At 35.7% G+C, this 14,565-nt stretch carries 11 protein-coding genes; 5 read left to right on the forward strand and 6 right to left on the reverse strand.

Annotated features, from left to right (window positions below; all coding sequences use genetic code 11):
- Positions 1 to 191: 191 nt before the first annotated feature.
- Both J0M15_04795 and J0M15_04800 read left to right on the forward strand, forming a co-directional pair.
- Positions 192 to 2,939 carry a cytochrome P450 gene (locus tag J0M15_04795; protein ID MBN8536345.1) on the forward strand — a complete coding sequence of 916 codons (2,748 nt, stop codon included), beginning with the start codon at positions 192 to 194 and terminating at the stop codon, positions 2,937 to 2,939.
- A 105-nt stretch (positions 2,940 to 3,044) separates the two neighbouring features.
- Positions 3,045 to 3,437, forward strand: coding sequence for a hypothetical protein (locus tag J0M15_04800; GenBank protein MBN8536346.1), 393 nt, complete (start codon positions 3,045 to 3,047; stop codon positions 3,435 to 3,437).
- Between the two features lie 47 nt (positions 3,438 to 3,484).
- On the opposite strand, the gene J0M15_04805 is transcribed toward J0M15_04800, so the two are convergent.
- Complete coding sequence (locus tag J0M15_04805; protein MBN8536347.1) at positions 3,485 to 4,633, reverse strand: CpaF family protein; 1,149 nt, start codon at positions 4,631 to 4,633, stop codon at positions 3,485 to 3,487.
- Complete coding sequence (locus J0M15_04810; GenBank protein MBN8536348.1) at positions 4,590 to 5,870, reverse strand: pilus assembly protein; 1,281 nt, start codon at positions 5,868 to 5,870, stop codon at positions 4,590 to 4,592. Before J0M15_04810 ends, J0M15_04805 begins: the two co-directional genes overlap by 44 nt.
- 244 nt (positions 5,871 to 6,114) lie before the next feature.
- Between J0M15_04810 and J0M15_04815 the strand changes: the two genes are divergently transcribed.
- Complete coding sequence (locus J0M15_04815; GenBank protein MBN8536349.1) at positions 6,115 to 7,986, forward strand: DUF3857 domain-containing protein; 1,872 nt, start codon at positions 6,115 to 6,117, stop codon at positions 7,984 to 7,986.
- A gap of 61 nt (positions 7,987 to 8,047) precedes the next feature.
- Here the strand turns inward: J0M15_04815 and J0M15_04820 are convergent, their stop codons facing one another.
- Complete coding sequence (locus J0M15_04820; protein ID MBN8536350.1) at positions 8,048 to 9,541, reverse strand: hypothetical protein; 1,494 nt, start codon at positions 9,539 to 9,541, stop codon at positions 8,048 to 8,050.
- Positions 9,542 to 9,779: 238 nt separating this feature from the next.
- Between J0M15_04820 and J0M15_04825 the strand changes: the two genes are divergently transcribed.
- On the forward strand, positions 9,780 to 10,079 hold the full coding sequence (locus J0M15_04825; protein ID MBN8536351.1) for a hypothetical protein: 300 nt from the start codon (positions 9,780 to 9,782) through the stop codon (positions 10,077 to 10,079).
- A gap of 28 nt (positions 10,080 to 10,107) precedes the next feature.
- Here the strand turns inward: J0M15_04825 and J0M15_04830 are convergent, their stop codons facing one another.
- From J0M15_04830 to J0M15_04840, 3 genes are all read right to left on the reverse strand, one after another.
- Positions 10,108 to 10,518, reverse strand: a complete 411-nt coding sequence (locus J0M15_04830) for a biopolymer transporter ExbD (protein MBN8536352.1) — start codon at positions 10,516 to 10,518, stop codon at positions 10,108 to 10,110.
- Positions 10,508 to 11,146 (reverse strand): MotA/TolQ/ExbB proton channel family protein, encoded by a 639-nt coding sequence (locus J0M15_04835; GenBank protein MBN8536353.1) that lies wholly within the window; start codon positions 11,144 to 11,146, stop codon positions 10,508 to 10,510. The genes J0M15_04830 and J0M15_04835 overlap by 11 nt, the downstream gene beginning before the upstream one ends.
- Before the next feature lie 62 nt (positions 11,147 to 11,208).
- Complete coding sequence (locus J0M15_04840; GenBank protein ID MBN8536354.1) at positions 11,209 to 11,889, reverse strand: energy transducer TonB; 681 nt, start codon at positions 11,887 to 11,889, stop codon at positions 11,209 to 11,211.
- A 141-nt stretch (positions 11,890 to 12,030) separates the two neighbouring features.
- Between J0M15_04840 and J0M15_04845 the strand changes: the two genes are divergently transcribed.
- A complete protein-coding gene (locus tag J0M15_04845; GenBank protein ID MBN8536355.1) occupies positions 12,031 to 14,520 on the forward strand; it encodes a TonB-dependent receptor in 2,490 nt (829 codons plus the stop codon).
- Positions 14,521 to 14,565 lie beyond the last annotated feature (45 nt).

Below are 14,565 nucleotides of genomic sequence, written 5' to 3' on the forward strand. Positions count from 1 at the left end.
ACTTAGATTTAAGTCTAACTTTTAATAAAATCAAATAGTATCCAATATAAATACTACTTCAATAGTAGAGAAGCGAGTCTAGGATTTTTGAGTTTTAAATTATTCGATTTAGAAGAATTCAAAAAACAAATATCATTAAAATGTTGTCAACTTTAATTCCACTGAGACTTGTTAAATTTTATGGAGGTTCTGTGAAGAGCAATTTAATTAGAGGTATTCATTTATTTTCAGTATTTTCAATGTTGGTATGTTGTACCAATACGACGATTAAATCATCTGATACCATGAGTGCCAAAAATGAAACCATATCAAGAACTATTGCCGCTGAAGAGTACCCTATCGAGATGAGAAATCCAGAATCCAAATTGACTTATTGGGGAGAATATCAAGCTGTCACAAAAGATCTTAAATCCAAAAAGAAATATGCCTTAGACCGAACGGATTCGGGTCTAATCAATCTAATTATTCCTGGCCAAGGAAAGGCTGCTGAAATTGTTAAAAATGAAAAGCTTTTTGCTTTGTCAAATCCAGAGTTATATCATTTTTTAGTATGGATGAGGGCCAATCCTATTTCGACGTTTCAAGATATTAGAAATAACCAACAAAGTGCGGATAGTCCTAAGGGAATCATGCGGTTTAAACCCTTGCCAAAGAAAAAATTTGCTTACCAACCGGTTGCGGATACCATTGTGGTTACTAAAATGGATGATGTTCTTGAACTGATGGATCAGCCAAAAATATTTTCAGTAAGAAATTATACAAAAAAAATGGAGGAGTCAGTTGGTCCTTTTATGTTGGCCTACGATGAATCAAGATACAATCTCAAAGAAAAACCATGGATGCGAAAAATGCTGCCTGCCAGTGATTTACCACGAGTCAGAAAGCTGGTTAAAGATATTTCTTTAGGAGTTCTGGCAGAGCAGAGATATGTGGGAAGTGATATTAGAGGAAAAGAGTTTGGTCGGATCGAAGTTATCAATCAATATGCTCGTCGTTCTCCCATCTTGTTCACTCAACAGTATTTTGGGCTAAAAGGTGTTCACATAGAAAAACTGTTTGATTGGTCAAGAGCGACTCAAGATGATTTTTTCCACAATTTAGTTAGTGATTCTAGCGTGAAAAAAAATGCAGAAATCGCGGGGAAAGAGCTACATGAATATTTAAAAGAGTATATTCCTCGAAGAGAGAAAGAAATTCAAAAGGAAATGGCACAAAGAAGCATTAGCAGGGATGAAAATAGTCCATCCTATAAGTCTTATTATGAAGAGCTTGATATTCTGAGCCGACTGATATTAGATAATAATCCGGATGTTGTTATTTCAGAACATGATGACAAGGCTGCTCGAATAAGAAGTAACATTATTGGAACCTTGGTGGGTGGGATCGAAACAACTCAGGCCGCGATAGCTCAAGCTTTTAATGAAATTCAAAAAAGACCAACATGGTTAAAATATGCACAAGATGTTGCAAGTAAAGCAGAAATCGCCGAAGTGAATCATGATGAAAAAAGCCTTAGCTTTTATACCTCAGAAATGGAAAAGTTAGTTTGGGAAGCTCTAAGATTTCATCCTGTAAATCCAATAGTCGTTCGATACGCAGAAGAGGATTACAAAATGAAAAATGGGTTTAAAATTCCCAAAGGAGCCCATGTTTTAATCGCGACTCAGTCTGCGATGTTTGATGAACAATATTTTAACAATCCCAATTCTTTTGAGCCCAATAGGATAAATTCTGAAAAATTTATCGCTCTTGCAAAGTCGGATAGTTTTGTAAAGAAAAGTAGCTATCCAGATGTTCAAAATTTCGAGAATTCTGAGAATCATATAAGGTCAACAAAGTGGACGAAATTTCAAAAATCTTATTTTCATTTAGGCTACGGTCATCATCGTTGTCTAGGTGATTATATTGGGGAAATTCATGTACCTGAAATGGCCATGCAATTATTCAAGCTACCAAATGTGAAAGTAGTTGACGGGCAAGCAGGAAATTTAGATTTCAGATATTTACGAGTTACCAACTTTCTAGGAGATAAGTTTTATTATTCGTTTCCAGAATCCTATTCGATTGAGTTCGAAACGAATTCACAACTTCCTAGAATTAAAAAATTACTGGAAAAAAAACCAATTGAAATTGCCAATAGAAATTATGCTTATGACTTTTTTTTGCAAGACTTTGACAGAAATGTTTACAGAAGGTGTTTGGCAGGGTGGGATATTGATAAGGAAGCGTCTCAATTAAAAAAAGATGATTTCTTTAAGGGAATGGGCAATGCTTCACTCACACATGATTTAAATGGTGATGGATCAAGTAAAGATTTGTTATTTTGTCGTTTGAATAGAGAATTTCAAAAATGTATGACTGATAAAGAAAAAGAATTAAAATTTCATCATTTAGGTGGCGAAGAGAGAACGACGGGGCCAAAGTCCCAACTCAATGATTTTGACAAACATCAAGCTGCCTATGAGGGGTGTTCTAAGAATCTTAACTTAACAGAGCAGGCTTTTTATGAAAATTTATTTTTTGGTAAATCCATTGATCTTAGTTCCTTAGACTTATCAAAAAGTATTAGAAATAATGATGCCTTTAAATTCGAAGATGACTTGAAATTTTACAATCGGTTTAATTCCAGAGAATCAATGTTAAATCCCTTAGGTTGGAAAAAAATTCCAGAATCAGAGAAAGCTCTGATGTATACTCGTTTTGACCTTGATTTTAGATTATGTTTTGGGAAAAAGGTGAACCTCGAAAAAATTCAGCCATTGAAGGCATACAATCAATGCAAAGATGGGGTTTATATGCCAAAACAATTTATCAAAGTAGGGTCTCTGTCACAAGTTGAAAGATTTTATATGTTAAGGGATTATCTCAAAGTGCCGGGCGTAAATTCAGTCGATTCTGTGAAAGGTGTCGAAACAAGTCTCGAGAAAGAGAATCCCTAAAAAGTCTAGTTGTTGCGAATAGGACTTTAGAATTTTCGTCTTATTCCGAGACAGTGGTAAGGGCTTTGAACAGGATGTTTAAAGAAAAGATCACAGGAGGTGATTATGGAAAAAATAAGTGGAATTATTCCCAGAAACTCACGAAATTCAAGCGCAGATGTATCCAGATCACAGCCTGCAAGGCCTGGTGCGCCAAGCTTTGGAAGGCCGGCTGGTAAGTCTACACCGAGAACTTTTTCAGAGTTAACCGAAACGTCTGAAATAGAAAAAAACATTCCAGATTTAGAAGGTGAGAGTCGTTCAAAAACAGTAAATGATAAGGTCAATTTTAGCCCTAATTTAAAAGAGCTTCAAAAGTTTAAAGAAGAAGCGATTGAAAATAAAGAAGACAATCAAGATGGTTCAAAAATGAAAAGTCCCTATAATAAGAAGGGCGAAGTCGAAAAAAACGCAATCGTCGATGGAATAGCTAGAAAATTTAATTCTATCGAGGCATAGGCTATCTGGAACCCATGGATTTAGGGCCCATCGTGATCTCTATCTAACTAAAATTTCTTTTCGAGAAGAAAGCCATTTTCTTCTAGAGAGCAAAGTTGATAGGCGCCCTTAAAACATCTTTCGTTGGAAGCATTTTTACCTACGACTAAAACCATATCGAGGCTTAAAAAAATAAGTCTTCTAATGGCGCTGAGGCTCCAATTGGGAGCACCCATTTGAATCAGCATTTCAAGTCTTATGAGTGCTTGGTGTGGGTCATGAGCATGCAAAGTGCCGAAACTTCCTAGATGCCCTGTGGATAAGGCCATCAGGAAATCTTTTGCTTCAGATCCTCTAATTTCCCCCATCACAATTCTGTCTGGTCTTAAGCGGAGGGACCTCTTTACTAAATCTGTTTGGTTAATTTCAGTCTTGATGTTGTTTGGATTTGATTGGGTCAATAATTTCATACTGGCTTTGTTTGGAAGAGATATTTCGGAAGTGTCTTCAATGATGATAGATCTTTCTGTTGGTTGGGTTAGATTTAAAAGGGAATTAAGCACAGAGGTTTTCCCTGAACCTGTTGAGCCTATAACTAAAAAGTTTTTTCTTTCAGAAATAATTTTTTGAAACTCGTTAATGAGTACCTCGGAGCACCATTTTTTTTCGATTAGTCTTTTAAAGGTCCAGCTGGTTAAGGGATGTCTTCGGAAATTCACTGAGGAAAAATGATGGGTGATTGATTTATCTATGATTGAAATTCTAAAATTTTCAAAGGAACCGTCGGCAAAAGGACTTTCAAGGTTCAAGATGCAACTTGTCTGATCGCAAAGTCTTTGAATAAATTTTTCGTAAGTATACTCAGATAGAAAATAATCGGTGTGTTTGATGAGAGTCCCATTCTTTTCAAAAAAAATTGAAACTGGATCATTGATAATAATTTCAGATGTCTCCTCATCTTTAAGCAGCTCCTCTAAGGGGCCATAGGAGAAAAATTCATTTTGGATTCTTTTTTTGTAAGCACAACTAAGATGTTCCGTTAAATTTTCTATGAGTGACTGCATTTTGTTCTTACTTGCTTCCTGATGAGATTGATCTCCTAAAGCAAATTCTTCATAGGTAAGTTGATTTAATTTTGTTATTATTTGATGGGTTAAATTTGCCAATTCCATACTAGATATCTTCCAGATGATTGATTTTATTATTATGTTTTTCATAATCTTCATCCATTTTCATGATCGAAGGTTTTACAAAAATCATCAGTTCTGTTCGCTTAGTCAAAAAATCTTTACTTGAGAATAAAGTGCCAATGATTGGCAGCCTTGAGATGAAAGGAACACCACTGTAGTTATCTCCATTGATATCTGTAAGAAGCCCAGAGAGGGCAATCATTTTTGAGCTGGTTAAATCAAAGAAACTGGATACTTTATTAGTGGTGATCGCAGGTATCCCATCAACACTTAGACTCTTGTCAATTGAAGAGACTTCGCTTTGTATTCCAATATTCATTCTCCCCAGGGAGTCCGCTTTAGGATTGACTTTGAGTAGAATTCCATATTTTTTCCAGACCACGTCACCACCAAATTTACTTCTGGTTTTGATTGGAAATTCTCCACCCGCTAGGAATTCTGCTTCCTTACCGCTCCGACAAAGAATATTTGGGCTGGCCAATAATTTTCCATTTCCTGAGCTTTCAAGTAAGTGTAGTTTGGCTTCAAAATCTTGAATTTTAGTTGTTGGCAATATTTCAGCCTTGTAGGAGTCGGATAATTCAACACCATAATTTTGTGCAAAACCGCGGTTGATTTCGGCCACAGTTATTTGAACTTTAATTACGGGAGCTAGGGTTAGAGAGGTGGGGTCCTTAATCACTTTGATACCAAAGGGTGTCAGAATTTTTTCATAATCTTTAAAATGAGGATCTTTGGGATGCAGTCTTAAAATAGGGCGAGAATTAAATTGAACTTTTTGTTCTGGAATTCCAAAATTTCCAAATAATTGATTAAAGTAAGCACCCATTTCCTCTTGAAGAGATTCTTCGATATGAGCTGTGAACTCTATGGATTCATCGCCAGATACTTGTTTAGAAATTTCTATCCAGTCATTTAATCTATAAAGAGTCCCGGAAAGTATAATTTGTGAATTTATCGTTTGAATTTTTAACCCCAATTTGTTCTCAAGAAGAGAATGTAGTTTTTTGAATAAGGATAGATTTTGTGGTTTTACAACTTGCACTTTATGAAGCTCATCTTTAAACTTGAGGTAGCTCGTGCCAACCGATTTACCAGTAATGATGAGATTGTTCTGTCTTACTTGGCCGGTGATAACTCCTTTTTTTTCGATCCAAATCGTATTTCCTTTGAATGGAATTTTTAAGTTTTCACCTGTTGAAATTATAAATTCCATCCCTAAAGAATTGAGGTAAATTAATAAATAAAAGATTATTCTTTTCATAATTGATTGGGATGCAATTATGGAAGTTGTTATGAGGGTGAATAGATTTGCTTCGAGATTCAAGTTTCGGAAAAAAGTTTTGTCTCCCAACTTTAGGACTTGTCTATAAGTAATTATACAAAGAATGAGCATTTATTTCTAGACGGGACCTTAGTAGCGTTTAAACCTATTTGTTATATGCCGATAGGTCGTAAGAGAGTGTTTTAATAAAAAAAACGCACTCTTCAAGAAATAAGGAGTCGCTGTGAAATACATCATGACCATTTCAGTTGGTTTATTTTTTAGTATTATTTCCTCAGCGCGGTATCAGAGACAAGATGAAGCCAGTCATAAATATAATTTCATAAATCAGTATTATAAAGTTAAAAAAGATGGAAGCTTTAAGCTTATTGAAGAAAGAGAAATCGAAGTATTAAATGAAACTGGAAGAAAGGATTTTGGTTTTCAAAAGCTCAATTACGCGCCTAATACGGATTCGCTAAGTTTGTTAGAAGCTTATACGGTAACAAATGGGAAAAAAATCAAAGTGTCTAGCGAATTGATTGAAGATAAGCCAATCGCTTCCCAGATTACGGGTTTTGATTTGACAAATCAAATGGCAATTACATTTCCAGATGTGAAGGTGGGGTCGAAAATTTATTTAAAATATTCTTTCGAGAAAAAAATACCCACTTTAAAAAACGTTTTTAGTAATAGTGAGTTTTTTGGTTGGAAGGAAAATATACAGAAACAAAATCTTTATTTTGAATCAGAAATGGAACTATTTTATTATCTGAACGATCCGGATCAACATCTACAACTAGAAGCAAAAAAAGAAAATAATTTATATTATCTTAATTTGGCATTAGTAAAACCATCTTTTTTTAATCCTATCGAAGAAAAAGATCCCTACATGCAAAGGACGACGACACCGTACATTGAGGTTTCATCCGAAAAAAAATGGAGCTATTCGATGCTTGAACCAGTCATTATTCAAAATGAGTTAATTTTAGTTGAAGAACTTCCCGAAAAAATGAATAAAATAGTGATTGAAGCCAAAAAGCTTAATGGATTCTTTAATAGGGTGAATTACTTGATTAAAGAAATTCAAGAAAGCATTAGGTATTTTGGCGATTGGCGTCCTATTAAAGGAGCTCTGGTTCCAAGAAATCTACAGTTGATTATGGAAACGGGATTTGGAGACTGTAAGGACTATTCAGCCTTATTGACAGTGATGCTCAGAAAATTAGGGTATGATTCTCATATAGCATGGGTTTACAGGGCTTATCCCTATATTCCCTATGACATTCATATGCCTTCTTTGAGTTCTTATAATCATGCAATCACTTTTGTAAGCTTTGAAAATAAAGAGTATTGGTTCGATCCTACAAATAATATGGTTTTTACCCAGGAGCCATTGAGTGACATCTCAAATAGAAACGCTGTCATTCTTGCTAAAGATGAAAGTATTTTTAAGTTTATTCCCAAAAATGATCCAAATAAAAACTCAGATAAAACCAGCATTACGTATAGCCAGTGGAAAAAAGACGAAGTTTCTGTAAATGTGACCATCGAAGTGAAGGGGATTCCCGCAGCCCATTGGGCCGGAAGCGAATTGGGAAGTTCTAAATCGGCCATTGAGAATGATTTACTAGAATGGGTAACGAACTCTGTTAGAAATACCAGCGAAAGACATTTTGAGCCTTTTGACTTATCTTCCAGGATTACTGGAGATTACAAGTTTCAATTTTCTTTTAAAGAAAAGAATTCATTTTTAAAATCTAACTATGGAAAAGCTTTTACCTTATGGCAAAACCAAGGTCTTAAATTAATCGGAGAAGAAACCGAAAATAGAGAAACGGATTTATTTTTAAGATCACCCAGAGTGACTATCTATAAGTTTAAATTTGATAAAGCATTTGCAAAAAACTTTAAATCCTTAGATTGCAAGATAAATTCGAATTGGATTGACATTTCAAGAGAGGCAAAAAATCCAAAATCAGGACTAGAAATTGAGGATATGATTACATTAAAAAAAAGCTACATTTATAGAAATGAATTTGAAAGTGCCGAGTTTAAAAAAGTAAAATCAAAAATACGAGAATGTCTATTAGGAAAAGTAGTGGTTTTACAATAGAATTCAGTGGCCTCGATTTGAGACCTATGCATAACCTCTGGATAAATTTGTTATATCGTTTCTATTTGTTTTCTCGAAAATAAGAATGAAAGGTATTCTTCTGATTATTTTCAAAGGCTGCTAAATCATCCATACGGATTTTTTCGATCACTAAATCCATTTGGTGTTTTGTCATTGGGAAACCTATTTCATTCATCTGAGATGAGTTCAAGGGAGATAGCTTTGAATAAATATTTTCACTGATATCAGATATTTGATACAAGAGCCTCACAAAACCTTTGGGAGCCTCTTTAGGAATAGTTATATTTAAAAATCCCTTAACCATTGGCCATATCGGAGTTCTTGATATAGGATGAATTAAATAAGATAAAATAAATGATTTTATAGATTGATGAAGTTTATAGTTTTTATTGTTTATCCATGAAAAGATGTTTCGAAGAATGGCATCTCTCATTCGGGTATCTTGAACCAATCGATAATCCTTAAACTCTGCAAGGGTTTCAAAACGGGAGTCCACTTCCATATCCTGGGGAGATAACATGGGCACTCTCGGAATCTTAGCCATGTCTAGGATGGGTCCCAAGCTTTCAGGTAATGCGGATTTGCTTTCAGGTATTCGAATAGTTCCATTGGATGCCTTTAAATACGACCAGTAAGCAATTTCTGAACAGGTCATTTTATCTTCGGTAGTTAAATCCAGATTATAATCATATTTAGTTCTTGGCTTTAATTTTTTTTCTTCAGCTAAAATTTGCTGATAAAAATATTCTGCACCCTTTTTCGCCACAGGTTTAAATTTTGGTCTTAGAAGTAAGATTCTTGCATTCTCATTTTTTAGAGCAAATTCCAGATCGTATCTAGCAATCCCACCAGTTTGGGCATAAGATTCTAAAGTCTCGACTTTTTGATTTTGATCATTTTTATGGACTAAAACAAAATGACTGAAATCACCTGGATTTTCAGTGATCGAAGAAAGCGTGGCACTAAAAAAACTAGTTCCTCTGGTAACCAATAAATCACCGGATTCAAGTTCCACAGGTTGATTAAGCATACTACCATTTTTTGTAAAATAACCATAGAAAGATTTATTTTCTAACATGGGAATGGGTTGCTTTTGAAAATCTATTTGTGCTCCCGTTAAGGAGGGACTCTGAGACTTAATAAACCCGGCTAGATCTTCTATCCCACGAGCGAGAGTAATTAGTTGGCGGACTGATTTTTCACAATTTTTCAAATAAGACAAATTTTGATTAATTTCTAAACGTAAATTCCATGTTTCATGCATGACAAGGTTTAAATACAAAGCTTTTTCTTCATTTAAACTCCCTTGAAGATCACTTATGAAGTGATCTTCCGATAGTTGAAAAAGTGTATCTTCAATTCGAGAGCATATTAGATCATTTCTTATTAAGGATATCTCTGAAATAGTATTGGCATAAGAGAAGTTAGAGAAAGAGTTTATTAAAAAAGCGAGAAGGAATTGTGTTTTCAGACTTTTAAAATTTTTAGATCTACTAGAATTTTTAGAACTATTAAAATTTATAGATATGTTCACTAAACCTCCTTGGCTTAACTAAATTTTATATTGCCACAAATATACACTATCTAGATGGTTTTCTTAAGCTTTTATTAAAGGTAAACACAAATGTAGCGACAGTGCTGAAATTGATTTCAGCACTGTAGTAAGTTTTTACAAGAAAAACACAGTGAATTTTATATATGTCAAAAGTTACTGCACTATGAAAGTTTTAAATATTGGTATACTATCTTGAATTATTTAAAGGAGAATTTTTATGAAAATTGTTATATCTATTGTGTTTTTCTTAGCTTCTATGAATGTTTATGCAATTGGTGATTGCGCTGCCAAAGTTAAGCTTTGGGCTGAAGTACAAGTTCTGAGTGGAAAAGGTCCTGCAAATGAGCATTTTATACCTGATGGGCGTTTAACTACCATATCAAGAACAGCGAACCCAGATGTCGTGAGCGTAGTTGTTCAAAGTAAATATGGCGGTCGGCAGACGGCGATCCTTTATGTTCTTATGGCCAAAAATAATTATTGTGAAATACTTGGTTTAATTACCCCTAAATTTTAAAACCTTGATTTAAGTTTTTAGAAAGTCATTATTTCTTTTGAATACTAAAGGCGACTTTCTTTATCCCCTGGGATTTAACAGTATCGATAATTTCGGTAACCATGGCCAAAGTGACCTCTTTATCGGCGACAAGAAGGGCATTTATTTCTGGATTTTCTTTAATTCGCAATAACGATTCAGCTTTTAGTTGTTCCAAGCTCAGAGTTTTGCTGTCAATAAAGAGTTCACCCTTTTTTCCAAGTACTATTTTCATCGGTTTTTTACTCTTATCGAAATCCGTTGATGAAGATTTAGGAAGAGAAATATCGATTTTTGGTTGCATCACTAAAGGCGCTGCTACCATAAAGATAATCAAAACCACAAGTATTATATCCACCAAAGGGACCACGTTGATTTCATTGATGGTGGCGCCATCATCGTTGCCAGTTCTAGCTGCCATGGTTGAATCCTTTTTTTGCTTTTGCAAACATGAGACATAGATCCTTAGAAGCATCGATATTTGCCAAGATTAATGATACTTTTTTCTGAAAGAGATTAAAGGAAATGACTGCTGGGATTGCGAGCCCTAAACCAATTGCTGTTGAAACGAGGGCATGAGCAATGCCAGCCATGACCACCTCATTCCCTTGACCTGGAGCATTTCCAAGATCATTGAAAGCTTTCATAATTCCCATTACCGTGCCTAAAAGACCAATGTAAGGAGCGTTGGAGGCAATGGTTCCAAGAATATAGAGATTCCCTTCAAGTTTGGGTTTTTCCATGGTTTTAAAGGAACTAAATAATTCATCTAAGCCTTCGGCACTATTTTTAGTTATATGATTGATTCCGTATTTAAGAGCCTTTCCTTCAAGGGCCTGATCATAATGAGCTAACTCAGGAACTCTTTGGGTATCTTGCGTTTCGATGACTTCTTTGAATTTTAGTCCAATTTGTAAACTGTTTTTTGAAAGCTTATTGAGGGAAAAAAATCTTTCAATGATAATGGCTAGGCTGAGAACGCTCAAAAATCCCATAAAGATCAGGATAAAATTCGCGCTGGCTTCTGCTATTTTAAATAATGATTCCATTTGTTAGGGCTCCTTTAGTTTAGGTGTCTGTTAGTTTATGCGGTAGTGTTTTAAATGATAAATTAGTTTTGTGCCTGGTCATCAATGAGTTTAAAGTCAACGCGAACAAGGTGCTGAGTTTTTCTGATTGGATTTCCTAATCCATCAAGAAAGGGTTTGTATTTCCATTTGACCACGGCACGGCGTGCTTCGTTTTCAAAAAGGTTTATTTTTTCTCCTCCAGTGAGTTTTAAATTTTCAACGGAGCCATCTTCTTTAATATCTATCTCGAGCAGAATAAAACCTTCAATTCCTGAAAGCAAAGCCTCCTTGGGGTATTTGGGCTTAACTTTGTAATAGGGAATATCTGTTGTATTTGCATTTTTTGGGCTTGCAATTGGCTGAGGAACTTTTACTTGTTCCTTTTGCAAACTAGGAATATCTGAACTCTGATCGTTTAATTCATGACTTGAAGAGGAGAGGTCTTCTGACTTTTCAGGAATAGCTTCGGGAATATCTTTCACTTCAGAAGTTTTTGTTTCCACAATTTGTGGAGGTTCTTCATATTCCTGATATCCTAGATCCACATAGGATTCTTGAGAGGTTTTTACTATGGGAATCGATTTAAGATTTAAACTTTTAATCGTTATAACCACAAGGAAATGAGTCATAATTGATAGCCCAAGGGAAACAAATAATTTTTTTGTAGGAGAAACCTCCTCTGAAAAATTAAAAATATTTCTTTCTGCAATTGCTGCTGTCATTAAACACTCCTCATCAAATTAACTATTCAATCATCCATTCAATTTTTGTTCCATATCTTTTGGTGCCAAAATGTATCTAGACCAAGAGAAATTTAAGTGGTCTTCCCTTTGCAATTGTCGCGAGGTGGGGGGAACATCATCATGTTAAATTATTTTCTGTTAATCGGGTTAGGGGCGTTTTCATTTTTAAATTTAGCAACAGCACAAATGGAAGTCGAGAAGATAGAACGAATCGAGGTTATTGGTTCTAGGATTAAAAGAATTTCTTCAGAAGGATCTTCGGCGGTAAAAAGTATTAACAAGGAAAATATGGAAAGCTCTGCCAATGTTTCTGTTTCAGATTCCATGAGAGATTCCAATATGGCAACTTTTGGTGTGACTCGTGAAGCCGCTGGAAACAGTGCTGCGGCAACCACTAATATTGGATTGCGTGGTCTAGGGGCAACTCGCACCCTTGTCTTATTAAATGGACATCGATTGCCCAAAGACCCTTCGACAGAAGCTGTGGATTTAAATCTTATTCCGGAAAGTGCCATCGAAAGAATTGAAGTTTTAAAGGATGGAGCCGCGGCCTTGTACGGATCAGATGCTTTGGGTGGAGTTATAAACATTGTAACGAAGAAAGGTTATATCGGAAATGAAATTCTGACCAAATTTTCAAGTCCCGAGTTAAGAGGTGGAAGTTCTGTATCAACCTCTTTATTGTCAGGAACTTCAAATGAAAAATCAGATTTGCTTTGGGTTTTAAATTTTTCAAGAAATGAAAAGATTATGGGTAAGGATAGAGAGATCACCAAGAATGGTCTATCTCCTAATGGTAGTACCGCAGCTTACAAAGATGCTTCTGGAAGTTGGTTTGTTGACCCCATTGGGAATTGCCCTGCTGATTTAATTAAACCAGATGCTAGTGGAAAAGGAAATCGTTGTTACTTTCGCTACAATGAATTTGCAACCTATCGACCTTTGGTAGATACCATTAATTTATTAACAGATTACACCTATAGATTGGAGTCAGGAGCTAAATTTTATAACAGAAATTTAGTCGTTTTTAAAGATATTGAATGGAATTACGCCCCAACGCCAGCAGGATTTTCGACAGCTACAGGAACATCGACAATTCCTGCAGCGCGTACGGTTTCCTATCGATTTATGGAGGCTGGAAATAGGGATAGCAAAGACACAGAGAAAAACTATTCAACGCTCTTTGGTTTGAAAGGCAATATTTCAGATACTTGGACCTATGATGGATCCGTGGGGTTTAGCCGCGTGTTCAGAGAAAATCTGGGTTATAGTGGCTATCTGGATGGAAATGTTTTAGATGACTTAGTGAAAAGTGGCAAATTTGATCCTTTTAAGCCCGCTGGAAGTCGTGGGGATATTTCTCCAGCCCTGGCGCAAGTCTTTCAACAATCTGAATCCAGCTTGTTTACAACCGAAGTGGTTTTTTCCGGAGATATTGGTGAATTAGAACATGGATCCATGGGAACAGCGGTGGGAGTGAGTGCATGGAATGAAAAATTAGATCAGAAAACAGACAACAAGTCAGCGGCAGGAATCATACTTGGATCCGCTGGTTCCAATGATAAGGGATCAAGGGATGTGACTTCCGTTTTCAGCGAAGTCACTATTCCAGCAAGGCAAAATTTGGAGTTTAATTTGGCAGCTCGATTAGATCATTACTCTGATTTTGGAACCGCAGTGAATCCAAAAATAGGGGCAAAGTTACAGTTAAATCCAAATGCTTTGTTAAGAGCTTCTGTTGGGACGGGATTTAAAGCGCCCACTTTATCAGCGCTCTATAAAGCGACATCGGAAGGTTACGAAAGTTTTATCGATAGAAAGGTTTGTGCTAAAAATCCTGAAGCCTGTGCTTCGAATCAATATTTGGTAGTGAGTGGTGGAAATAAGGATCTCAATGAAGAAAAAGCGATTACGGCAGGAATAGGTGGTGTGTATGAACCCTCCGCTGATTTTTCAACGTCTTTAGATGTTTGGTATACGAAAATTTCAAATGTGGTTGGAATCGATTTAGAGGAAATGACCAAAGCTGAAAGTAACAATGTGGATACCACCCAATACGGCGTCACGGTTCAGCGTGATCAGAATGGAATTATCGAAAAAATCACGGCGCCTAATTTAAATTTACAGCAGGAGGAAATTTCTGGAGCAGACTTAAATTTTGAGGCCGGATTGGGCCATGGCGTTTGGGGTCACCGATTGAGTTTGCAAAATGATTTTTCCTACGTGATTTTTTACAATAAAGAAGGTTTTCCTGGAGCGGGGAAAAGAAATGTCATGGGAGAGTGGGGTTATCCTGAATGGAGAAATAATTTAAGTTTCAATTTGAAAAACGATAAGACTATTTACAAGCTCACTTTAAGAAGTATTCCAGGGCAAAATGTGATAAATAGAGAAAAATCTGAAAAGATCAATGATTTAAATGAATTTGATTTTTCTGTTTCTTATAAAATATCAAAAACATCCCAGCTGACGGGAGGAATTAAAAACTTGCTAAATTCAGATCCTCCGGCAGATAAGAACGGGGGAAGTGGCGGTGCTGCTGAAGTGAATGATTCCCTTTATGATGTGAATGGACGAAAAGCTTTCGTTGGTTATTCTCAGAAGTTTTAAACTTTATTTCAAGATTTTGCTGAGTCAAGTTGGGAGAATTACGTT

This window comes from Deltaproteobacteria bacterium (assembly GCA_017302835.1).
Taxonomy (GTDB): domain Bacteria; phylum Bdellovibrionota; class Bdellovibrionia; order Bdellovibrionales; family Bdellovibrionaceae; genus UBA2316.